This window comes from Peribacillus sp. R9-11, assembly GCF_031345095.1.
GTDB lineage: Bacteria > Bacillota > Bacilli > Bacillales > DSM-1321 > Peribacillus > Peribacillus butanolivorans.
In genome coordinates, this window is sequence record NZ_CP133763.1 from 32,501 (window position 1) to 53,861 (window position 21,361).

Annotated in this window: 21 protein-coding genes and 2 rRNA genes (1 of these 23 only partly in view); 22 read left to right on the forward strand and 1 reads right to left on the reverse strand. The window is 40.9% G+C overall.

Features of this window, described 5'->3' with window-relative positions:
* The 13 genes from RE409_RS00165 to rsmI all read left to right on the forward strand — a co-directional run.
* Positions 1-2,882, forward strand: a 23S ribosomal RNA gene (locus RE409_RS00165); it begins 51 nt to the left of the window's first position.
* Positions 2,883-2,943: 61 nt separating this feature from the next.
* A 5S ribosomal RNA gene (gene rrf / locus RE409_RS00170) occupies positions 2,944-3,059 on the forward strand.
* A gap of 209 nt (positions 3,060-3,268) precedes the next feature.
* The gene (locus RE409_RS00175) at positions 3,269-3,487 is read left to right on the forward strand and encodes a sigma factor G inhibitor Gin (protein ID WP_082527567.1); all 219 of its coding nucleotides are present in this window, start codon (positions 3,269-3,271) and stop codon (positions 3,485-3,487) included.
* 238 nt (positions 3,488-3,725) lie between these two features.
* Complete coding sequence (locus RE409_RS00180; RefSeq protein WP_309558358.1) at positions 3,726-5,180, forward strand: aminotransferase class I/II-fold pyridoxal phosphate-dependent enzyme; 1,455 nt, start codon at positions 3,726-3,728, stop codon at positions 5,178-5,180.
* Between the two features lie 39 nt (positions 5,181-5,219).
* A complete protein-coding gene (gene tmk, locus RE409_RS00185) occupies positions 5,220-5,861 on the forward strand; it encodes a dTMP kinase (protein WP_098177770.1) in 642 nt (213 codons plus the stop codon).
* Positions 5,862-5,971: 110 nt separating this feature from the next.
* A complete protein-coding gene (locus RE409_RS00190; RefSeq protein ID WP_053349015.1) occupies positions 5,972-6,301 on the forward strand; it encodes a cyclic-di-AMP receptor in 330 nt (109 codons plus the stop codon).
* A 24-nt stretch (positions 6,302-6,325) separates the two neighbouring features.
* Positions 6,326-6,766, forward strand: coding sequence for a YaaR family protein (locus tag RE409_RS00195; RefSeq protein WP_201187778.1), 441 nt, complete (start codon positions 6,326-6,328; stop codon positions 6,764-6,766).
* 14 nt (positions 6,767-6,780) lie between these two features.
* Entirely contained in the window at positions 6,781-7,779 is a 999-nt protein-coding gene (gene holB / locus RE409_RS00200; protein WP_053349022.1) for a DNA polymerase III subunit delta', read from the forward strand.
* A gap of 1 nt (position 7,780) precedes the next feature.
* Positions 7,781-8,611, forward strand: a complete 831-nt coding sequence (locus tag RE409_RS00205) for a PSP1 domain-containing protein (protein WP_309558359.1) — start codon at positions 7,781-7,783, stop codon at positions 8,609-8,611.
* 50 nt (positions 8,612-8,661) lie between these two features.
* The gene (gene yabA / locus RE409_RS00210; RefSeq protein ID WP_207196469.1) at positions 8,662-9,000 is read left to right on the forward strand and encodes a DNA replication initiation control protein YabA; all 339 of its coding nucleotides are present in this window, start codon (positions 8,662-8,664) and stop codon (positions 8,998-9,000) included.
* 178 nt (positions 9,001-9,178) lie between these two features.
* Entirely contained in the window at positions 9,179-9,922 is a 744-nt protein-coding gene (locus RE409_RS00215; RefSeq protein WP_053349011.1) for a tRNA1(Val) (adenine(37)-N6)-methyltransferase, read from the forward strand.
* A complete protein-coding gene (locus RE409_RS00220; protein ID WP_056525514.1) occupies positions 9,909-10,169 on the forward strand; it encodes a GIY-YIG nuclease family protein in 261 nt (86 codons plus the stop codon). Before RE409_RS00215 ends, RE409_RS00220 begins: the two co-directional genes overlap by 14 nt.
* A 3-nt stretch (positions 10,170-10,172) precedes the next feature.
* Positions 10,173-11,054 (forward strand): 16S rRNA (cytidine(1402)-2'-O)-methyltransferase, encoded by an 882-nt coding sequence (gene rsmI, locus RE409_RS00225; protein WP_309558360.1) that lies wholly within the window; start codon positions 10,173-10,175, stop codon positions 11,052-11,054.
* 61 nt (positions 11,055-11,115) lie between these two features.
* Here rsmI and RE409_RS00230 read toward each other — a convergent pair whose 3' ends face one another.
* A complete protein-coding gene (locus RE409_RS00230) occupies positions 11,116-11,400 on the reverse strand; it encodes a transition state genes transcriptional regulator AbrB (RefSeq protein WP_056525508.1) in 285 nt (94 codons plus the stop codon).
* Between the two features lie 644 nt (positions 11,401-12,044).
* On the opposite strand from RE409_RS00230, the gene metG reads away from it, so the two are divergent.
* The 9 genes from metG (at position 12,045) to ispE (ending at position 21,301) form a co-directional block, all read left to right on the forward strand.
* The gene (gene metG / locus RE409_RS00235) at positions 12,045-14,006 is read left to right on the forward strand and encodes a methionine--tRNA ligase (RefSeq protein ID WP_201222475.1); all 1,962 of its coding nucleotides are present in this window, start codon (positions 12,045-12,047) and stop codon (positions 14,004-14,006) included.
* A gap of 206 nt (positions 14,007-14,212) precedes the next feature.
* Complete coding sequence (locus RE409_RS00240; RefSeq protein WP_201222474.1) at positions 14,213-14,980, forward strand: TatD family hydrolase; 768 nt, start codon at positions 14,213-14,215, stop codon at positions 14,978-14,980.
* 275 nt (positions 14,981-15,255) lie between these two features.
* Positions 15,256-16,410, forward strand: a complete 1,155-nt coding sequence (locus tag RE409_RS00245) for a resuscitation-promoting factor (protein WP_242485348.1) — start codon at positions 15,256-15,258, stop codon at positions 16,408-16,410.
* A gap of 282 nt (positions 16,411-16,692) precedes the next feature.
* The gene (gene rnmV, locus RE409_RS00250) at positions 16,693-17,256 is read left to right on the forward strand and encodes a ribonuclease M5 (protein ID WP_201188168.1); all 564 of its coding nucleotides are present in this window, start codon (positions 16,693-16,695) and stop codon (positions 17,254-17,256) included.
* The gene (rsmA, locus tag RE409_RS00255; protein ID WP_201187786.1) at positions 17,249-18,127 is read left to right on the forward strand and encodes a 16S rRNA (adenine(1518)-N(6)/adenine(1519)-N(6))-dimethyltransferase RsmA; all 879 of its coding nucleotides are present in this window, start codon (positions 17,249-17,251) and stop codon (positions 18,125-18,127) included. The genes rnmV and rsmA overlap by 8 nt, the downstream gene beginning before the upstream one ends.
* A gap of 210 nt (positions 18,128-18,337) precedes the next feature.
* Positions 18,338-19,216 (forward strand): sporulation peptidase YabG, encoded by an 879-nt coding sequence (yabG, locus tag RE409_RS00260; protein ID WP_201187789.1) that lies wholly within the window; start codon positions 18,338-18,340, stop codon positions 19,214-19,216.
* Between the two features lie 312 nt (positions 19,217-19,528).
* A complete protein-coding gene (gene veg, locus RE409_RS00265) occupies positions 19,529-19,780 on the forward strand; it encodes a biofilm formation stimulator Veg (RefSeq protein WP_034316343.1) in 252 nt (83 codons plus the stop codon).
* A gap of 151 nt (positions 19,781-19,931) precedes the next feature.
* Positions 19,932-20,108, forward strand: a complete 177-nt coding sequence (locus RE409_RS00270) for a small, acid-soluble spore protein, alpha/beta type (RefSeq protein ID WP_053349002.1) — start codon at positions 19,932-19,934, stop codon at positions 20,106-20,108.
* A 323-nt stretch (positions 20,109-20,431) separates the two neighbouring features.
* A complete protein-coding gene (gene ispE / locus RE409_RS00275; protein ID WP_053349001.1) occupies positions 20,432-21,301 on the forward strand; it encodes a 4-(cytidine 5'-diphospho)-2-C-methyl-D-erythritol kinase in 870 nt (289 codons plus the stop codon).
* The last annotated feature ends 60 nt before the right edge of the window (positions 21,302-21,361 follow it).

Genomic DNA, 21,361 nt, shown 5'->3' on the forward strand with positions numbered 1-21,361 from the left:
AAGGACGGGACTAACACCGATATGCTTCGGGGAGCTGTAAGTAAGCTTTGATCCGGAGATTTCCGAATGGGGAAACCCACTGTTCGTAATGGAACAGTATCTTTACCTGAATACATAGGGTACTGAAGGCAGACCCGGGGAACTGAAACATCTAAGTACCCGGAGGAAGAGAAAGCAAATGCGATTTCCTGAGTAGCGGCGAGCGAAACGGAATTAGCCCAAACCAAGAGGCTTGCCTCTTGGGGTTGTAGGACACTCAACATGGAGTTACAAAGGAACGGGGTAAATGAAGTGATCTGGAAAGGTCCGTCAAAGAAGGTAAAAACCCTGTAGTTGAAACTTCGTTCCCTCCTGAGTGGATCCTGAGTACGGCGGGACACGAGAAATCCCGTCGGAAGCAGGGAGGACCATCTCCCAAGGCTAAATACTACCTAGTGACCGATAGTGAACCAGTACCGTGAGGGAAAGGTGAAAAGCACCCCGGAAGGGGAGTGAAATAGATCCTGAAACCGTGTGCCTACAAGTAGTCAAAGCCCGTTAATGGGTAATGGCGTGCCTTTTGTAGAATGAACCGGCGAGTTACGATTTCATGCGAGGTTAAGTTGATAAGACGGAGCCGCAGCGAAAGCGAGTCTGAATAGGGCGAATGAGTATGAGGTCGTAGACCCGAAACCAGGTGATCTACCCATGTCCAGGGTGAAGTTCAGGTAACACTGAATGGAGGCCCGAACCCACGCACGTTGAAAAGTGCGGGGATGAGGTGTGGGTAGCGGAGAAATTCCAATCGAACCTGGAGATAGCTGGTTCTCTCCGAAATAGCTTTAGGGCTAGCCTCAAGATGAGAGTATTGGAGGTAGAGCACTGATTGGACTAGGGGCCCCCAACGGGTTACCGAATTCAGTCAAACTCCGAATGCCAAATACTTATTCTTGGGAGTCAGACTGCGAGTGATAAGATCCGTAGTCGAAAGGGAAACAGCCCAGACCACCAGCTAAGGTCCCAAAGTATACGTTAAGTGGAAAAGGATGTGGAGTTGCTTAGACAACCAGGATGTTGGCTCAGAAGCAGCCATCATTTAAAGAGTGCGTAATAGCTCACTGGTCGAGTGACTCCGCGCCGAAAATGTACCGGGGCTAAACGTATCACCGAAGCTGTGGATTGACACCGTATGGTGTCGATGGTAGGAGAGCGTTCTAAGGGCGTTGAAGTCAGACCGGAAGGACTGGTGGAGCGCTTAGAAGTGAGAATGCCGGTATGAGTAGCGAAAGAAGGGTGAGAATCCCTTCCACCGAATGCCTAAGGTTTCCTGAGGAAGGCTCGTCCGCTCAGGGTTAGTCGGGACCTAAGCCGAGGCCGAAAGGCGTAGGCGATGGACAACAGGTTGATATTCCTGTACCACCTATACATCGTTTGAACGATGGGGGGACGCAGAAGGATAGGGTAAGCGCGCTGTTGGATATGCGCGTCCAAGCAGTTAGGCCGGAAACGAGGCAAATCCCGTTTCCATTAAGGCGGAGCTGTGATGGCGAGGGAAATATAGTACCGAAGTTCCTGATTCCACGCTGCCAAGAAAAGCCTCTAGTGAGATGTAAGGTGCCCGTACCGCAAACCGACACAGGTAGGCGAGGAGAGAATCCTAAGGTGTGCGAGAGAACTCTCGTTAAGGAACTCGGCAAAATGACCCCGTAACTTCGGGAGAAGGGGTGCTTTTTAGGGTGAATAGCCCGGAAAAGCCGCAGTGAATAGGCCCAGGCGACTGTTTAGCAAAAACACAGGTCTCTGCGAAGCCGCAAGGCGAAGTATAGGGGCTGACACCTGCCCGGTGCTGGAAGGTTAAGGGGAGAGGTTAGCGCAAGCGAAGCTTTGAACCGAAGCCCCAGTAAACGGCGGCCGTAACTATAACGGTCCTAAGGTAGCGAAATTCCTTGTCGGGTAAGTTCCGACCCGCACGAAAGGTGTAACGATCTGGGCACTGTCTCAACGAGAGACTCGGTGAAATTATAGTACCTGTGAAGATGCAGGTTACCCGCGACAGGACGGAAAGACCCCGTGGAGCTTTACTGCAGCCTGATATTGAATTTTGGTACAGCTTGTACAGGATAGGTAGGAGCCTGAGAAGCCGGAGCGCTAGCTTCGGTGGAGGCGTTGGTGGGATACTACCCTGGCTGTATTGAAATTCTAACCCGCGCCCCTTATCGGGGTGGGAGACAGTGTCAGGTGGGCAGTTTGACTGGGGCGGTCGCCTCCTAAAGAGTAACGGAGGCGCCCAAAGGTTCCCTCAGAATGGTTGGAAATCATTCGTAGAGTGTAAAGGCACAAGGGAGCTTGACTGCGAGACCTACAAGTCGAGCAGGGACGAAAGTCGGGCTTAGTGATCCGGTGGTTCCGCATGGAAGGGCCATCGCTCAACGGATAAAAGCTACCCCGGGGATAACAGGCTTATCTCCCCCAAGAGTCCACATCGACGGGGAGGTTTGGCACCTCGATGTCGGCTCATCGCATCCTGGGGCTGTAGTCGGTCCCAAGGGTTGGGCTGTTCGCCCATTAAAGCGGTACGCGAGCTGGGTTCAGAACGTCGTGAGACAGTTCGGTCCCTATCCGTCGCGGGCGCAGGAAATTTGAGAGGAGCTGTCCTTAGTACGAGAGGACCGGGATGGACGCACCGCTGGTGTACCAGTTGTCTTGCCAAAGGCATAGCTGGGTAGCTACGTGCGGACGGGATAAGTGCTGAAAGCATCTAAGCATGAAGCCCCCCTCGAGATGAGATTTCCCATAGCGCAAGCTAGTAAGATCCCTGAAAGATGATCAGGTTGATAGGTCAGAGGTGGAAGCGTGGCGACATGTGGAGCTGACTGATACTAATAGATCGAGGACTTAACCACGCTTTAAAAAATGAAATACCTTCTTATTATCTAGTTTTGAAGGAACAACGTTCCTTTATTGTTTGGTGGCGATAGCGAAGAGGTCACACCCGTTCCCATTCCGAACACGGCAGTTAAGCTCTTCAGCGCCGATGGTAGTTGGGGGTTTCCCCCTGTGAGAGTAGGACGCCGCCAAGCCATTTTGAAAAGATCAGCCATCCTGGCTGATCTTTTTTGTTTAATGAAAAAAAAGTCATTAATAATAAAGTGTTTATCAATTATGGAAACTTTTATAGAGACATACACGTATTGAAAACCTTCATCATACATTGTTAAAAGCAGCCCCGGTTCTCTTAAACTATCTAAAGTTATGTATGCGAACAATGGTTTTTGGGGAGAATGCAGGTATGGAGGTGGAGATGTTGGGGACAACAACAACCAAAACAACGGCAGGGGAATCGTGCGTGGTTTGTGAACAGATAAAAGGTATGGGGATACACTTATATACGACTTTTATTTGTGAGGAATGCGAAAGGGATATGATTGGGACGGATACAAACGATCCTAGGTATAAATATTACTTGAAACAATTAAGAAAAATCACCAATCCTGAAATTTGTTCTTAAGCAATAGTAGTTTATAGAAAGTTGAAGAGTTAGAGAATAAAGAAATGGAATGTTTCTTATTCTCTAACTCTTTTTTTGCTTTAGAAGAATAGTTGCAGACAGCAGGTGCTTGTTTCAGAATTACAAATATACGGAGCGTAGTCCTACATAATTGCTATCCCGCTCGTCTCAATAAGAGATTAAATCGAACTTTTTTGATAAAATGAAAAAATACTATGATTTGAGGGAAGAGAGAGAAATGAATCAATTACAGACGCCATTGTTCGATGCAATGAGTGCATTTAATAAAAAGAATCCGATATCTCTGCATGTCCCAGGGCATAAAAATGGACGGGTGTTTAGTAATAAAGGCCAAGCAGTATATAACTCCTTACTGGGAATAGATGCTACGGAACTAAGCGGTTTAGATGACTTACATGCTCCTGAAGGTGCTATTTTGAGATCTGAGGAATTACTCGCTGATTTATATGGTGTTCAGAAGAGTTATTTTCTAGTCAATGGCTCAACTGTTGGGAACCTTGCGATGATCCTTGCCACCTGCCGGGAAGGAGATAAGGTGCTTGTCCAAAGGAACTGTCATAAATCAATTTTACATGGACTGATGTTAGCGAATGTACAACCGATTTTTTTACAACCGATTTTTTATGAGGAATGGGGGGTTGCAGGTGGTGTCAGAATGGAACTACTTGAAGAGGCCCTGGAAGTTCATTCAGATGTAAAAGCTATCATTGTAACATATCCAAATTATTATGGTCTTGGTGAAGATCTTTCTGAAATGGTGAAGCTGGCACACCAAAGAGGAATTCCAGTGCTGGTAGACGAGGCACATGGTGCTCACTTTCAGTTAGGAGGTCCCTTTCCTAGAACAGCAATTTTAGCTGGGGCGGACGCCGTTGTTCACTCGGCTCATAAAACACTGCCAGCAATGACGATGGGTTCCTATCTCCATATTAATACAACCTTATTAGATATAGATCAGGTGTCATTCTATTTGCAAATGCTCCAATCAAGCAGTCCATCTTATCCGATTATGGGATCTCTAGACTTAGCCAGGTCTTATTTAGCCTCATTTACATTAGAAGATCAAAACTGCCTTATTAAAAGGATATCGGATTTCAGAAGGGAATTAGCTAGTATCCAATCGGTACGGGTGTTAGAAGCACCACCGGGAACGTCAGCAGACCCTTTAAAAGTAGTCATTCAATCAACAAAGGGTTTAAGTGGGTTTGAGTTACAGCAGTTGTGTGAAGCAGAAGGTATTTATTCAGAATTAGCTGATCCCTATAATTTGTTAATGATTTTGCCGTTATTAAAGAAAAATGACTATTTTCCTTTTCATAAAATTGTTCAAAAAATAAAAAATGTAACTGAAGAAAAAACTGGAAGACGGGAGGCCAATCAAGCAGTGAGCTGGCAAGCTGAGAATTCAATGACAGGCCTTGCACTGCCATATTCTGTAATGGGTCAAAGGAAATCGAGACACGTAGTATTAAGTCAAGCTGTTGGAGAGGTATCTGCTGAGATGGTCATCCCTTATCCGCCGGGGATCCCTTTAATTATGTCCGGGGAAATGATTACCTCGAAGCATATATTCGACTTAAAAAGACTGCTTGACCTGGGATCAAGATTTCATGGCGGTACCTCCCTTTCAAACGGAGAGCTAATCGTTTATGAAAGCGGGCAGGTTGGTTAAAATGATATACTACAAACAAAGAACCTTGGAGGTACACCGATGAACCGTGGTATTTTTATAACAATGGAAGGACCTGAGGGAGCTGGGAAAACAACAATTATCCAAATGCTCGGTAAGGCTCTTCAAGAAGAAGGTTACCAAGTCCTATTAACACGAGAACCAGGAGGCGTTCCCATTTCCGAGCAAATTAGGGAGGTTATCCTGAATAAAGCCAATACAGCTATGGACCCAAGAACAGAGGCTTTATTATATGCAGCTGCAAGGCGTCAGCATTTAGTTGAGATAGTTATTCCGGAGCTAGAGCGAGGAGGTATCGTTCTGTGTGACCGTTTTATAGATAGTTCTCTGGCCTATCAAGGGTATGCAAGAGGCTTAGATATAGAAGAAGTATACAATATCAATAAATTCGCAATTGGAGATATGATGCCGGATGCTACGTTCTTTTTTGATATCGATCCAGAAGAAGGGTTGAGACGTATTCAGTCTAATGGGGACCGGGAAGTGAACCGACTAGACCTGGAAGCCATAGATTTTCATAAAAAAGTATGTGAGGGGTATCAGTTAATAATAAATAGATGGAAAGATCGGTTCATTATCGTGGATGCGGGCCGGACAATTGAGGATGTTTTTGAGGAAACGAAAGCCCGCTTACTGACGTTTTTGGAAAAAACAGAACAGTAACTACTTGAATTTCCATATTATTCAACCGAACACTATTCCAAGCAAAGACTAATTGCTATAATAGAGATAATAGAGTTAGGAAAATTCAGAGTAACCGGAGGATGATGAGAATGAAAATGATCATTGCTGTCGTTCAAGACAAGGATAGTCATCGGCTGCTGAATGAATTAGTAGAAAATAATTTCGGGACAACCAAGCTTGCCAGTACGGGCGGGTTTTTAAAATCAGGAAATACAACCTTTATGATTGGTACAGAGGATGCACGTGTTGACCAAGCCATTCAGATTATCAAACAGAATTGTCAATCACGATCCCAGTTAGTGTCACCGGTTTCACCGATGGGTGGGAATGCCGAATCCTATGTACCTTATCCAGTGGAAATTCAAGTAGGCGGTGCAACCATATTTGTTCTGCCGGTTGAAAACTTTTTACAATTTTAACGGTTAGTTGTATGGAGGTTCATTGTGAAAATCAACCATGATATCCCAATTAAGTTGGATAAAGCGCGGCAGGATACCAAACATACTCAAACGGGCAATGGAAGGTTTCAACAAATGGTCCAAACACAGGATCAAAAGATGCAAATCCAAACATTAAACCGTTTAATAGGTGATATTGAAGGGGCGGGCCAGCGATTGGTTCGGTCACGTACCTTTAGAGAATTGGCGAAATATAAAGCGTTAGTGAAGCGGTTTGTCCGAGAAGCTGTTGAATATGGTCTAGAATTGAAGCAGTCTACGACCTGGAACCAATACGGTCAAAGCCAACCATTGAAAACCGTGGAAACGATCGATGCGAGATTAGTTGAATTAAGCGAGGAAATTCTGAATAAAGAGAAGAGCTCGCTCGAAATATTAGAAATGATTGGTGAAATTAAAGGACTTCTGATTAATTTATATACTTAAGTGAGTTGATAGTGTTGGATAAAACATGGCAAGACATGAGTCAAATTCAGCCACAGGTTATGACGATGCTACAAAACAGCATAACGAAAAACAGAGTGGCTCATGCGTATATATTTGAAGGGGAAAAAGGGTCAGGTAAGCAGGATATAAGTAAAACCTTCGCTAAAAGCTTACTTTGTGAGGCCCTGACAGCAGGTTACAAGCCATGCGAGCAATGTCGGAATTGCAAACGAATTTCAAGTGGGAATCACCCTGATGTTCATTTGATTGAGCGGGATGGGCTGTCGATCAAAAAGGAACAAATTAAGAGTCTTCAAGAAGAATTCTCGAAGAAAAGTGTAGAGGCAGATCGGAAAGTTTATATGATTGCCGATGCGGATAAAATGTCAGTCGGGGCAGCAAACAGCCTATTGAAATTTTTAGAAGAGCCTTCAGCTGATACTGTGGCCATTCTGATGACCGAACAGCTTCAGAGAATTCTTCCAACGATATTATCAAGATGCCAAGTGATTTCGTTTAAGCCGTTATCCCCGGAAAATGTAAAGCGGAAGCTGATAGAACAGGATTTAGATCCGCAGCTTGCCTCGGTTATCTCACATTTAACACAGAATGTGGAAGCTGGAATCGAACTTAGCCATGATGAATGGTTTGTACAAGCTCAAAAAATAGTGGTAAAATTATATGAAGTGTTAAAACAGAATTCCTTGAAGGCTTTGTTATACCTTCAGACGGATTGGTTTTCACACTTTAAAGAAAGAGAACAGGTTGATAGAGGTCTTGATTTGTTACTTCTTATATATAAGGATTTATTATACATTCAGTTGGACAAGAAGGACCTAGTTGTATTTCAAAGTAAACTGAAGGAATTTGAAACTCACGCTCTTCATCTTTCTCCGAGACGCCTCGCTGAACATATGGGGTATATTTTGGAAGCAAAAAGGAAGCTGATGTCCAACACAAATCCACAGCTGTTAATGGAACAGCTTGTGCTGAATTTGCAGGAGGGATCATGATTTGTATGATGTTGTAGGTGTCCGTTTTAAAAAAGCGGGCAAAATATACTACTTTGATCCGGGTGAATTCGCTATTCCTAAGGACGATTTTGTAATAGTGGAGACTGTCCGCGGTGTTGAATTCGGTAAAGTTGTTACAGCCCGTAAAAAAGTAGATGAAAATGATGTTGTCCTGCCATTGAAAAAGGTACTTCGGGTTGCCGATGCAAAAGATAAGTTAATTGTTGACGAAAACAAGGCAGCTGCAGAAGAGGCTTATTCTATATGTTGTCAAAAGGTCGATGAGCATAAGCTGGATATGAAGCTTGTAGATGTGTCATATACGTTCGACAGAAATAAAGTTGTATTTTATTTTACAGCGGATGGTCGCGTGGATTTCCGAGATTTAGTCAAAGATTTAGCTGCCATATTCAGAACACGGATTGAACTGCGCCAAATTGGGGTCAGGGATGAGGCAAAAATGCTTGGAGGAATCGGGCCATGTGGCAGAATGCTATGTTGCTCAACGTTTCTTGGTGATTTTGAACCTGTTTCAATCAAAATGGCGAAGGATCAAAATTTATCATTGAACCCTACAAAAATCTCAGGATTATGCGGTCGATTGATGTGCTGTCTGAAATATGAAAATGATGAGTATGAAAGTGCGAAGGAAATGCTTCCTGATTTAGGTGAAATGATTAATACGCCTGGTGGCAAAGGCAAGGTAGTGGGGCTTAATATTCTAGAACGCGTACTTCAGATTGAACTAATCGAGCAGGAAAGAGTATTAGAGTATACTTTAGATGAGATTCTAAAAGAGGGAGCCGTTTCTATTCAAGCCACAGATTATTAAGGTGGTGGGAGAGCGTGGATAAGAAAGATATTTTTGAGTCGGTGACCAATATGGAAACGCAGATAGGCCAATTATATAAACAGCTTGGTGAATTGAAGCAAAATCTAGCGGAAATTCTCGAGGAAAATCAGTCGCTCAAGTTGGAAAACGAGCACTTACGTCATCGATTAGGCCTTGTGGAAGTCGAGAGTGCACCTGCTTCTGTAAAGGTTAAACAAAAAGTAAAAAATCGTACTGCGAGTGCGGAAAAGGTTATGGATATCGGGGAAGGCTATGACAATCTAGCCCGTATCTATCAAGAAGGCTTCCATATTTGTAATCTGCATTTTGGGAGTTTACGAAAAGAAGGAGATTGCCTGTTCTGTTTATCTTTTTTAAACAAGAAGTGAAAATGGAATAATATAAAAGAATGTTCCATCTCTTTTACGTGATAGATAGACCGTTTACAATATATAGTGATTCGGGGTCTGACGCTTACTATGAGTCAGACCCTTTTTGTACGATAGATATGTTAAAGCATGGGCCCTAAACATGCTTTTTCTATACATATATAGGAGGGTAACAGCATTGGTAGAACTTAAAGGAGATGAACGCCTCGATTATCTATTGGCTGAGAATTTAAGAATCATCCAAAGCCCATCGGTGTTTTCTTTCTCATTAGATGCCGTTTTATTATCAAGGTTCGTAAACGTGCCGATTCAAAAAGGAAAACTCGTCGATCTTTGCTCAGGAAATGGGGTTATACCATTGCTGTTGAGCACAAGAACGAAAGGAACAATTAAAGGTATCGAGATTCAAGAGCGGTTATATGACATGGCTCAGAGAAGCGTAGATTATAATGACGTATCCTCCCAGATTGAGATGATTCATGGAGATATAAAAGAGATTCCAAAACAGATAGGGTATAGTAAATATGACGTGGTAACATGTAATCCACCCTATTTTCCTACTCCATCGATCGAGGAAATAAATAAGAATGAGCATTTTGCAATTGCTCGGCATGAAATTATGTGTAACCTTGAGGACGTAATGCGTGTCTCAAGTCAGTTATTACGTCAGGGTGGCAAAGCAGCATTCGTTCATAGGCCTGGCCGTTTAATGGATATTTTACATTTAATGAGAGTGTACAGGATTGAACCAAAGCGACTACAATTTGTTTATCCAAAAAGCACAAAAGAAGCAAATACGATTCTTATTGAAGGGATAAAGGACGGAAGCCCTGATTTAAAGATTCTCCCACCTCTTGTTGTGTATAATGAACAAAATGAATATAATCCGGAAATCAGAAGGATTTTATATGGAGAAGAATAGGCATTATTTTTATGTGTTGAAATGCAAGGATGGCAGCTATTATGCAGGGTATACAAATAACTTAGATCGTAGGGTCGACACGCATAATCAAGGCAAGGGGGCGAAGTATACACGGGGACGTACCCCGGTTGAACTGATTTATCATGAAACGTTTGAATCTCAGACATTAGCCATGCAGGCAGAATACCAGTTTAAGCAATTAACAAGAAAACAAAAACAAAAGTGGATGGCAAAGGAGGATAAGTAACCTATGTGGCAGCAAAAGAGTTTTGAAAAAGAAGGATTGGAGCCGGCCCTATATCTAGTTCCTACACCGATCGGAAATCTTGAGGATATGAGCTTCCGGGCTTTGAGAATTTTAAAGGAAGCGGATGTTATTGCTGCTGAGGACACGCGAAACACGAAGAAACTATGTAATTACTTTGAAATTTCGACCCCTATCGTTAGTTACCATGAACATAATAAGGAATATAGCGGGAAGCAGATGCTTGAGAGGCTTCGTTCAGGAGAAGTAATAGCCTTAGTCAGTGATGCTGGTCTGCCGACAATTTCTGACCCTGGATATGAACTGGTTAAAGATGCGATTGCTGAGCAGTTTAAGGTCATCCCATTGCCGGGTGCTAATGCTGCATTAACTGCGTTGATTGCTTCGGGTCTTGTGCCACAGCCTTTTTACTTTTATGGCTTTTTACAGCGGGGAGCAAAAGAAAAAAAGCAAGAGCTAGAGAAGTTGAAAAAAATGGAAGCGACATGGATTGTCTATGAATCGCCACATCGTTTAAAAGAAACATTAAAACATATGCATGAAATTCTAGGAGACCGCCGTATTGTATTATGCCGTGAATTAACGAAGAAGTTTGAAGAGTTCATTCGTGGGACGGTAAGTGAGGCATTGGCGTGGGCAGTGGAATCCGAGATACGCGGTGAGTTCTGTTTGATAATAGAAGGGGCGCAATGGTTGGAGGAAGAGCCTGAAGAAGCATGGTGGATGGCCTTTGACATTGTTGGTCATGTCAATTATTATATAGAAACCAAACAGGTTACCTCCAAGGATGCTATCAAGCAGGTCGCAAAAGACCGTAATATACAAAAACGCGACGTATACCAGGCGTACCACATTGATGAACAATAATATGTTTAAGTAAGCAATAAAAAAAACTTCCGAAGATCGGAAGTTTTTTTATTTATATCATTTATTTAGAAGTTGAAAAGTTTTGTTGAATTTCTTGGATAAGTAATTCAGCGCCTTCACGACTAAGAATTAATTTACCGTTTGCAAGTGTAAGATTATTATCAGAAACTTCACCAGTAACTTGGCAAGTCATGTTTGGTTTGTATTTTTTCAAGATGATGCGCTCGTCATCAACATAGATTTCAAGAGCGTCTTTCTCAGCGATTCCCAATGTACGGCGAAGCTCGATTGGAATAACCACCCGGCCTAACTCATCAACTTTACGAACGATTCCTGTAGATTTCATTTTTGAAAATTCTCCTCTCAGTTTACAATCTAGTACCCATTTTCTATTTTTTTCGCCAATATTCGACAAATTTTTTTATAAATTTATAATACCAGCCATTCCCAAATTCGTCAATGATTTATTTTCATTTTTTTGTAAGAAGAGAGTATAGCTTTTCTTCCCAAGGAAGCAAAAAGGCTGGGAAAGAGAAAAATCCAGCAATTTCGTTTTATGCGAAGATTAAATCAGTAACAAGGAACTACTTACTTCAGCATGATTCGACAAACTACGCATGAAGAACACGCTTCTCTATTATATGATTAAATCCAATTTAGTTTCAAAGTATAAGTTCTGAATTAAGGATAATTTTCTTGGAAAAGACTTTAAATTATGTGATTTGTTGCACAAAAAATAAATATTAGGTATATTTTGTTGAGGTAAGAGGTAATGCTTACATAATATGGGGGCGTGTGTCCTGATATCGAAGGTTTAACTGGGGTATCTACTTATAATATTTTTTATTCTATTATCAAGATAATTTGATTAATGATTCTTGTCGCGTAGAATAGTATATAGAGTTAAAATAGAGATAATAGTTTTAAAGTAGTCTCATTGGCTTGGCCAAGTCCTAAAGCCAGTTTTTTAAAAGTTGAGGAGGGAATAAAGTGCAGGATAAATTAAAAACATTTTATATTACAACACCCATATATTATCCTAGTGGTAATTTACATATAGGGCATGCGTATACGACAGTGGCAGGGGATGCTATGGCTCGTTATAAAAGGATGCGTGGCTTTGATGTGATGTACTTAACAGGAACAGATGAACACGGTCAAAAAATCCAGCGTAAAGCGGCGGAAGAGGGAATTACTCCGCAGCAATATGTAGATAATATCGTATCAGGAATTAAAGAGCTTTGGCAAAAGCTTGATATCTCTTATGATGATTTCATTAGGACAACCGAAGATCGTCATAAAGATGTGGTAGCCAAAATCTTCAAGAAGTTACTTGATCAGGGCGATATATACTTGGACGAATATGAAGGATTATACTGTACACCTTGCGAATCTTTCTTCACGGAACGTCAGGTTGAAGAAAGCAATGGAAACTGTCCAGATTGCGGAAGACCTGTTGAAAAGGTAAAAGAAGAGTCTTATTTCTTCAAGATGAGTAAGTATGCAGATCGGTTGCTAAAGTTTTATGAGGAAAACCCAGAGTTCATACAACCGGAATCCCGTAAAAATGAAATGATTAATAACTTCATTAAACCAGGATTGGAAGATTTGGCTGTTTCCCGTACAACGTTCGATTGGGGTATTAAAGTACCAGGAAATCCAAAGCATGTTATTTATGTCTGGATTGATGCGTTGACTAATTATATTACAGCTTTAGGGTATGGAACGGATAATGATTCTAAATACCTGAATTATTGGCCGGCGGATGTGCATCTAGTCGGAAAGGAAATTGTTCGTTTCCATACGATTTACTGGCCTATTATGTTAATGGCTCTGGACATACCGCTTCCTAAGAAAGTTTTTGCCCACGGATGGCTGCTCATGAAAGACGGTAAGATGTCGAAATCAAAGGGAAATGTAGTCAACCCTGTTACATTAATTGATCGATATGGCTTGGATTCATTACGCTATTACCTTCTACGCGAAGTTCCATTTGGTTCAGATGGAGTATTTACGCCGGAAGGATTTGTAGAAAGAATCAATTTTGATCTGGCGAATGATTTAGGGAACTTATTAAATCGAACAGTAGCAATGGTCAATAAGTATTTTGACGGTGTAATTCCAAGTTACAAAGGTTCGAATAATGAGTTTGAAAAGGCACTGTTAGAAATGAATCAAGATACTGTGGGCAAGTATGAGGAAGCCATGGAGAACATGGAATTTTCAGTTGCTTTAACATCTATTTGGCAGCTTGTCAGCAGAACAAATAAGTTCATCGATGAAACTCAGCCATGGATGCTTGCAAAAGATGAAGCAACAAAAGAAGAGCTTGCGAGTGTTATGGTGCATTTGGCAGAATCTTTACGCAGGACGGCTATCCTTCTGAAACCATTTTTGACACAAACACCGGAAAAAATCTTTGCTCAGCTTAACATCCAGGATGAAATTTTAAAGTCGTGGGATAGCTTAGCGGACTTCGGTCAGATTCCTTCTGAAACAAAAGTGCTAAAGGGAGATCCAATCTTCCCTCGTTTAGACATGGAAGAGGAAGTTTTATATATTAAAGAACAAATGCAGGGTGGAACACCTAAGGTTGCAGAAAAAGTAGAAGAGACTATTCCAGAGGTTGATGAAATTACTATTGATGACTTTACAAAAGTAGAGCTTCGTGTAGCTCAGGTCATAGAAGTAGTGCCAGTAAAGAAAACAGATAAGCTTCTTAAATTGCAGCTTGATTTAGGATATGAAAAGCGGCAGGTTGTCTCAGGTATTGCTCAACACTATAAACCTGAAGATTTAGTAGGGAAAAAAGTGATTTGTGTAACGAATTTGAAACCTGTGAAGCTTCGTGGCGAGCTTTCTCAGGGGATGATTTTGGCTGGTAGCCAGGATGGTGTTCTCTCTGTTGCTACAATAGATGCCTCCATTCCAAATGGTTCGAAGGTAAAATAAACTCAAAACATAAAAGTGTTTCATATGAAACACTTTTATGTTTTTTCTTTATACTTTTGGAAAACATAACTATTATAGGGTCTATGTTTTTAGTCATATATTTGGTGTTGATACATAAAGGGAATATTTGTAATATTTTTGTTACCTAAATGTGAAACATAAAACTCTCATTTTTTTATAAAATAGTGCTAGAAAGGAAGAAAAGTATGTTATTTGATACACATGTGCATGTAAATGCGGAGCAATTCAACGAGGACCTCGAAGACGTCATCGAAAGAGCACAGGAAGCAGGAGTGAATAATATGGTTGTCGTCGGGTTTGACCGACCAACTATAACTAGAGCGATGGAATTAATAGAAACTTATGATTTTATGTATGCTGCAGTCGGTTGGCATCCTGTAGATGCGATAGATATGACAGAAGAAGACTTAAAATGGATTGAGGATCTATCCTCTCATCCTAAGGTTGTGGCTATAGGAGAGATGGGACTTGACTATCATTGGGATAAATCACCGAAAGCTATCCAAATGGAGGTGTTCAGGAAGCAAATCCGATTGGCTAAAAAGGTAGGTCTACCCATTATCATCCATAATCGGGAAGCGACCGCGGATATCGTGAACATATTAAAGGAAGAAGAGGCATCAGAAGTAGGAGGCATCATGCATTGCTTTAGTGGTAGTGCTGAAACGGCAATGGAATGTATTGATATGAACTTCTATATTTCATTGGGAGGTCCTGTAACCTTTAAAAATGCGAAAAAGCCAAAAGAGGTGGCAGCTGCAGTACCTTTAGATCGTCTACTAATCGAAACAGACTGCCCCTATTTAGCACCACACCCTTATAGAGGAAAGCGTAATGAACCGTCCTATGTGAAGCTTGTCGCTGAACAAATCGCTGAAATTAAACAACTTTCAGTAGAGGAAGTTTCTCAAGCGACGACGGATAATGCTAAGAAATTATTCGGCATTAACTGACAGCATTTTTGACACTATCTCCCGGGGTCTGCTAACTAAAATCGCATTTTTTAAGGTTTCTACAAATCTCACTCCTATCATAGGCATATTATGTCGAGAATTCGCCCTTTCCTTTTCAATAGAGAATATGCATAATAGGTAGTAATTTCCTGAATGAGAAGTGAATGGGTTGACAGCTTGATAACTATGTCTATATAATCACCGGGAGGAAGGAGGAGTTTTTCATTCTATTAAAAACTATGAAAAACCTTATTCCCAAGCTAGGAAAGAAGAGAATGGTAATTGCAATATGCAGTGCGATTCTTGTTTCTACGGCACTGGGAATACTAATCCATCAAGGAACAAAGCATACTGTTACAATAATGCTGGACGGAAAAAAAGAGGTAGTGCGGACACACGCAGCTACTGTAAATGATATGTTAAAAGATTTAGAGATTACCGTACAAGCTGCGGACTATGTCCACCCTTCAGGAGACAGTAAGGTAGAGGATAATCTAGAAGTTGTCTGGAAGCCTGCTCAAAAAATTACTTTGGTACAAGATGAAGAGACTGAGGAGGTTTGGTCAACAGCCGATACGGTGGAAGAATTTTTAAAGGAACAAGACCTTGAAGTGAATGAGAAGGATAAAATCACACCTTCAAAAAACACGAAGATGGAAGCGAATATGGAAGTTGCCATCGATAAGGCTTTTTCACTAAAATTAGTGGTAGGTGGAAACGAAAAGCAGGTATGGTCAACTTCGACTACTGTCGCTGACTTTTTAAAGCAACAAGGTGTAAAGCTCAATGATTTGGATCGAGTTGAGCCGGGATTAGTCGAAAAAGTTGAAGCTAAGAATACGGTAAACGTTATTCGAATTGAAAAAGTCACCGATGTAGTGGAAGAACCAGTGGACTTTGCTGTCATAACTAAAAAAGATGACTCCTTATCGAAAGGGAAAGAGAATATCGTCAAAGAAGGAAAAGACGGACTCATTTCTAAGGAATATGAAGTTATTAAGGAGAATGGCAAAGAGGTCAAAAGAAAATTACTTTCAGAAAAAGTCGTAAATAAAAAGCAGGATAAGGTTATAACGGTCGGAACAAAAACGACGGTTGCTCAGGCATCACGCGGAGCGAGTAATGTTAATTCTACAAGTGGAAAAGAGATTTATGTTTCATCAACGGCTTATACAGCAAGTTGTAAGGGCTGTTCAGGTGTTACTTCAACGGGTGTGGACCTTAAGAGTAATCCTGATGCCAAAATTATTGCGGTCGATCCAAGTGTAATTCCAATGGGTTCGAAAGTATATGTAGAAGGTTATGGCTATGCAGTAGCTGCTGACAAAGGCGGAGCGATAAAGGGAAATAGGATAGATGTCTTCTTTTCCTCAAAAAATGATGCATATCGCTGGGGTGTAAAGAAAGTAAAGATTCGCGTATTGAACTAATAAGGTTTCTCTCGCAGGAGATAAATTGTCTCCTGTTTTTTGACGTTTTATTTTCCATTTGTTGAAAACCCCAGTGTAAAACTGTTTTAATAAGATAGACGATTCAATAAGTCATAGGGTTTCCACAATAAGCGGTAAAATTATTTTTATTTAGCAATGGTGTCTAGTTCTAGATTCTAACTCATGGGAAAAACGATGACTCAAAAGGTAATTGTCTATCTGAGTAAAGTCCGTTTTAAAGAGCTAATCAAAGTGCTTGCGCTTTTCTGTATGGAGGAAAACATGAAAAAAATCAAAGAAATAATTGTTGTAGAAGGTAAAGATGATACGGTAGCGATAAAAAGGGCTGTTAATGCTGATACAATAGAAACGAATGGTTCTGCGGTGAATGAATCCTGCATTGAGCAGGTAAAGCTTGCACAAGAGACACGAGGAGTTATCATTTTTACAGATCCGGACTTTCCTGGACAAAAAATCAGGAATATAATTTCAGAACAAGTAAAAGGCTGTAAACACGCCTTTTTAACGAAAAAAGAAGCACTTCCTAAGTCTGGGAGAGGGATAGGTGTGGAGCACGCTTCCCCTGAAGCAATTCGTAATGCCTTGAAAGACGCTCAATTAATGGATGAAGAGGCTTCAGAAGAGATTTCACAGCAGGATTTAATAGATGCAGGTTTAATCGGAGGATCAGGTGCCAAAGAGCGAAGGGAAAGACTTGGCTCTATCTTGAAGATTGGTTTTACAAATGGGAAACAGTTATATAAGAGATTAAAAATGTTCCAAATATCAACTGAGGCTTTTTATGAAGCAATTGTACAGATAAATCAGGAGGAAAAACATGAATAAGGATATTGCAACCCCTGTCAGAACGAAAGAAATACTAAAGAAGCACGGATTCTCTTTTAAAAAGAGCTTAGGCCAAAACTTCTTAATTGATACGAATATTTTGAAACGTATTGTCGATCATGCTGAGTTGACCGAGGAAAGCGGCGCCATTGAAATTGGGCCGGGAATAGGCGCCTTGACGGAACAACTAGCGAAAAGTAGCAAAAAAGTCACGGCTTTTGAGATTGATCAGCGTTTGCTGCCGATTTTATCGGATACACTGTCACCTTATAACAATGTGAACATCATTCATGAGGATATTCTAAAAGCGGATGTAAAAAAGGTCATTGAAGAGGAATTCGCTGATATCTCAGACTTGATGGTTGTTGCAAATCTACCTTACTATGTCACAACACCTATTATTTTAAAGCTTTTGTCTGAGAACCTTCCCATAAGAGGCATTGTGTGTATGTTGCAAAAAGAAGTGGCTGATCGAATTGCTGCTAAACCTGGGACAAAGGAATATGGTTCTTTATCCATCGCCATCCAATATTATACCGAAGCAGAAACAGTGATGATTGTGCCGAAAACGGTTTTCATGCCGCAACCTAATGTCGATTCAGCGGTAATACGTCTGACTAAGCGGGTTAAGCCGATTGTTGAAGTACAAGATGAGGATTTCTTATTTATTGTTACCCGTGCTAGTTTCGCGCAACGTCGGAAAACGATTTTAAATAACTTAACAAGTCAACTACCAGATGGGAAATCGAAAAAAGAACTTATCCTTGACGCTCTCGAAGCCTCAGACGTGGATCCAACAAGACGTGGTGAAACACTAAGCATTAAGGAATTTGGCCGCTTGAGTGATGCGTTATTACCGAATTTCAAATAAGGTAAATGTTAGAAAAGTTTTAGTCGGAACGGGTCTACTCCCAGCTTCCGGCTTTTTTTTATCTAAGCATAGCCTTAGGGGAATAGACTTCTTCTTCCAATAGATATATGTAGTCTCCTTTACTTTCACCTTTCAAGAATGGTTCGCATAACTTAAGAATGAAAATAATCTAGGGCGGGCTGAAAATAAGTCTTCTCATGGGGTGAGGCCATGAATATTCAAATAAACGATATTGTTGGTCGGGTTTCTTATAAATGCGACGTGTTGTTTCGAGTAATCGATATCCGTGATATTGATGGAAGACGTGAAGCGATTCTTTATGGGGAAGATATCCGATTGATTGCAGATGCACCTTTTCAAGACTTAATGATAATAAATGATAATGAGAGAAATGTCCGACAAAGGTCCAATGAGGTACTTCAGGAACAATCTTACCGCTTATTAACACAGGACTTAGAGCTGCAGCAACAAAAAAGCGGCTATCTATCCAGTAATGGGTACCGCTATAGTGGCGAATATTTTCAGATACCAGGTAGGGTGCTTCATGTGGACGGTGATGCTTCCTACCTTAGGAAATGCCTGGATTTATATCAGAAATTCGGTATTCCAGTTAACGGTGTCTATTGCAACGAAAAGGAAATGGCCCAGCGAATAGGGGGGTTATTGGACCATTACAGGCCGGATATCCTTGTTGTCACTGGTCATGATGCCTATTCTAAATCAAAAGGACCAATGAGCGATATCAATGCCTATCGTCACTCAAGGGACTTTGTACAGACCGTACGAGAGGCGAGGAAGAAGGTATCTCATTTGGATCAATTGATTATATTTGCAGGAGCTTGTCAATCCCATTTTGAATCCCTTATCCAAGCTGGGGCCAATTTCGCAAGCTCACCTTCACGTGTTAATATACATGCTCTTGATCCAGTATATATTGTCGGGAAGGTAAGCTTTACGCCTTTTATAGAACATATCCATGTATGGGATGTTCTTCGGAATACGTTAACGGGAGAGAAAGGTTTAGGTGGAGTTGAAACAAAAGGGGTGCTGCGGACAGGGCTTCCCTTTAAGCCATTTCAGGAAGAATAAACGAGCTGCATTTTGAAAGAATGCAGCTCGCTTTTATCATGTTAGAATTCGGATATCATAACAAATAATCTGCTTTTTCTAGATGAAAAGAGCCTAGAAGTGGATTTATTTACGAAAATTCGGCATATTTTATAATGAATAGTTCGTTTACATATTTTCTCATTTACCAGGATATAATAAAAATGTTCGCGATTTTGCCGAATTTCAGGTAAAAATATATTGACTACATTTTTAAGTGCTGATATAATTTATTATTTTGTTTGCGTATATTTACAATTTGTGATATACTAAACTTAGTGAGGTGGACCGAAAATGCCAAAAACTCTAGCTGATATTAAAACTGCACTTGATTCAAACCTAGGTAAAAGATTGCTTTTAAAAGCAAACGGTGGAAGAAGAAAGACTGTAGAACGTTTTGGAACTTTGGCGGAAACTTATCCGGCTGTTTTTGTAATTGAGCTCGACCAAGATGAAAATGCGTTTGAAAGAGTATCTTACAGCTATGCGGATGTTTTAACGGAAACCGTGGAACTAACATTTTTAAACAAACAACAAGAGATGTAACTTAGAGGAGGCAGCGAACAATTATGTTTGCTGCTTTTTGTTTTGTGTTAAATATCTAATACTAACTAGTTTAGGATGAAAAAGGGTGTTATGAAATAGCGTATGATGCAAACACTAGGCATGTGACAGCATGTGAAAGGGGTTGTTTCGCTTGAGTAGAAAAAAAGGGATTATGTCAGAAGGTTTTAAAGAGGAATTGGCAAAAGAACTTGGATTTTACGATGTTGTCCAGAAAGAGGGCTGGGGAGGAATTCGAGCTCGGGACGCAGGAAACATGGTAAAACTAGCTGTCGAAAAAGCACAACGTCAATTGGTGGATAAAGAGTAAGACAAACACTAAATGGAATCATGCTGTCCTTATAAACAAGGCCAGACTCTTTCTACAATGTATAGTCATATTCATTTATGCTTACATTGTAGATATGGAGTCTGGTTTTTTTATGCATGGATCAATACAAATCGGCTGCATATTCACACTTTTTGTGGAGTAGGAGCGATCCCTTCTTCCAAGTGTCTATAGGTGACTATTCCCCTCTATAGTTCAATCTCCACTTCAATACATTGAAATTACGATGAAAAAACCTTTAGAATATAAACAAATATGATAAAATAGGACAAGAACTTTTAAGAACGTTAAAGTAGGTGGACATATTGAAGCTTATGGAAAAAGCCCCGGCTAAGATTAATTTGGCTTTGGATGTGCTTTTCAAACGGCCTGATGGGTATCATGAGGTAGAAATGATCATGACGACAGTCGACCTTGCCGATAGAATTGAACTAAAAGAAATAAAGGGAAATCACATTCAGATTCTATCCCATAATCGATTTGTTCCGGATGATCATCGGAATTTAGCTTATCAAGCTGCATTTATCCTAAAGGAACGTTTTGGAATTAATAAAGGTGTTTCTATTACTATAGAGAAAAATATACCTGTAGCAGCAGGACTTGCAGGTGGAAGCAGTGATGCCGCTGCTACATTAAGAGGTTTGAATAGACTGTGGAAGCTTGGTCTTTCTATGGATGAGCTTGCGGAAATTGGAGCTGAGATTGGCTCTGATGTGTCATTTTGTGTGTATGGGGGTACGGCGTTGGCTAGGGGCCGTGGGGAAAAAATCACGCATCTTCCTGCACCGCCAAAATGCTGGGTTATTTTAGCTAAACCGACAATCGGTGTATCGACTGCTGATATTTACAAAAGGCTGCAAATTGCAAAAATGGAACATCCTGATGTCCCTAGTATGATTTCAGCCATTAAGGAAAGCAGCTATCAAGATGTTTGCCAAGGTTTGGGGAATGTACTTGAGCAAGTGACGTTGCAGTTATATCCCGAGGTTGCGAATATTAAAGATCAAATGAAGACATTTGGAGCAGATTCTGTCTTAATGAGCGGAAGCGGTCCGACCGTTTTTGGTTTGGTGGAACATGATTCCCGCATGCAAAGAATTTATAATGGTCTTCGCGGATTTTGTGATCAAGTCTATGCAGTGCGCTTGTTAGGTGATCGAAACGACCTTGAATAGATACGTACATTAATGGTATAGTTGCAATATAATATTCGGAATTTACAAAGGGGGTGTTTC

Excerpts from the sequence above, each read along its gene's own strand:
- RE409_RS00175 (WP_082527567.1), top strand. The coding sequence starts at position 3,269 with ATGGAGGTGGAGATGTTGGGGACAACAACAACCAAAACAACGGCAGGG.
- RE409_RS00180 (WP_309558358.1), top strand. The coding sequence starts at position 3,726 with ATGAATCAATTACAGACGCCATTGTTCGATGCAATGAGTGCATTTAAT.
- tmk (WP_098177770.1), top strand. The coding sequence starts at position 5,220 with ATGAACCGTGGTATTTTTATAACAATGGAAGGACCTGAGGGAGCTGGG.
- RE409_RS00190 (WP_053349015.1), top strand. The coding sequence starts at position 5,972 with ATGAAAATGATCATTGCTGTCGTTCAAGACAAGGATAGTCATCGGCTG.
- yabA (WP_207196469.1), top strand. The coding sequence starts at position 8,662 with ATGGAAACGCAGATAGGCCAATTATATAAACAGCTTGGTGAATTGAAG.
- RE409_RS00220 (WP_056525514.1), top strand. The coding sequence starts at position 9,909 with ATGGAGAAGAATAGGCATTATTTTTATGTGTTGAAATGCAAGGATGGC.
- rsmI (WP_309558360.1), top strand. The coding sequence starts at position 10,173 with ATGTGGCAGCAAAAGAGTTTTGAAAAAGAAGGATTGGAGCCGGCCCTA.
- RE409_RS00230 (WP_056525508.1), bottom strand. The coding sequence starts at position 11,400 with ATGAAATCTACAGGAATCGTTCGTAAAGTTGATGAGTTAGGCCGGGTG.
- RE409_RS00240 (WP_201222474.1), top strand. The coding sequence starts at position 14,213 with ATGTTATTTGATACACATGTGCATGTAAATGCGGAGCAATTCAACGAG.
- RE409_RS00245 (WP_242485348.1), top strand. The coding sequence starts at position 15,256 with ATGGTAATTGCAATATGCAGTGCGATTCTTGTTTCTACGGCACTGGGA.
- rnmV (WP_201188168.1), top strand. The coding sequence starts at position 16,693 with ATGAAAAAAATCAAAGAAATAATTGTTGTAGAAGGTAAAGATGATACG.
- rsmA (WP_201187786.1), top strand. The coding sequence starts at position 17,249 with ATGAATAAGGATATTGCAACCCCTGTCAGAACGAAAGAAATACTAAAG.
- yabG (WP_201187789.1), top strand. The coding sequence starts at position 18,338 with ATGAATATTCAAATAAACGATATTGTTGGTCGGGTTTCTTATAAATGC.
- veg (WP_034316343.1), top strand. The coding sequence starts at position 19,529 with ATGCCAAAAACTCTAGCTGATATTAAAACTGCACTTGATTCAAACCTA.